The sequence below is a fragment of the Halomonas llamarensis genome (genome assembly GCF_023555005.1).
GTDB lineage: Bacteria > Pseudomonadota > Gammaproteobacteria > Pseudomonadales > Halomonadaceae > Vreelandella > Vreelandella llamarensis.
Window position 1 is genome coordinate 1 of the sequence record NZ_JAMJPJ010000125.1, and the last position, 313, is coordinate 313.

Sequence of the window (313 nt, forward strand, 5' to 3'; positions counted from 1 at the left end):
CGGATATCTGAGAACGTCTGAATCCCGATGGGGAGCTTACGGCGGTGGGTATCCGGCACGGCTGGCCTCCAGAACAAAAACAGCGATACGAACAGCAGTCTAGCATGCCCACCGATAGGCGTTGTGCCGAAAAGGCGGCTTCTAAGCCAGGGTCTCCACCTCAAACGCCACAATCTGGCGCTGGATGCTGGAAAATTCCACGCCGATGAGGTGAATGGGTTTGCCGGCGGCGCGGTGCTTATCGGCGTAGCCTTTGTGTTTGATTTGCGCCAGCGCCGTGCCTTCCGGCAGTTGCTCCACCACCTTGAACTCA

The 313-nt window shown here is 58.1% G+C and carries 1 protein-coding gene; it reads right to left on the bottom strand.

The annotated features are described in order from the left end of the window. Positions 1-141 precede the first annotated feature (141 nt). A complete protein-coding gene (locus tag M8006_RS17885; RefSeq protein ID WP_347709782.1) occupies positions 142-303 on the bottom strand; it encodes a PD-(D/E)XK nuclease domain-containing protein in 162 nt (53 codons plus the stop codon). Positions 304-313: the final 10 nt, after the last annotated feature.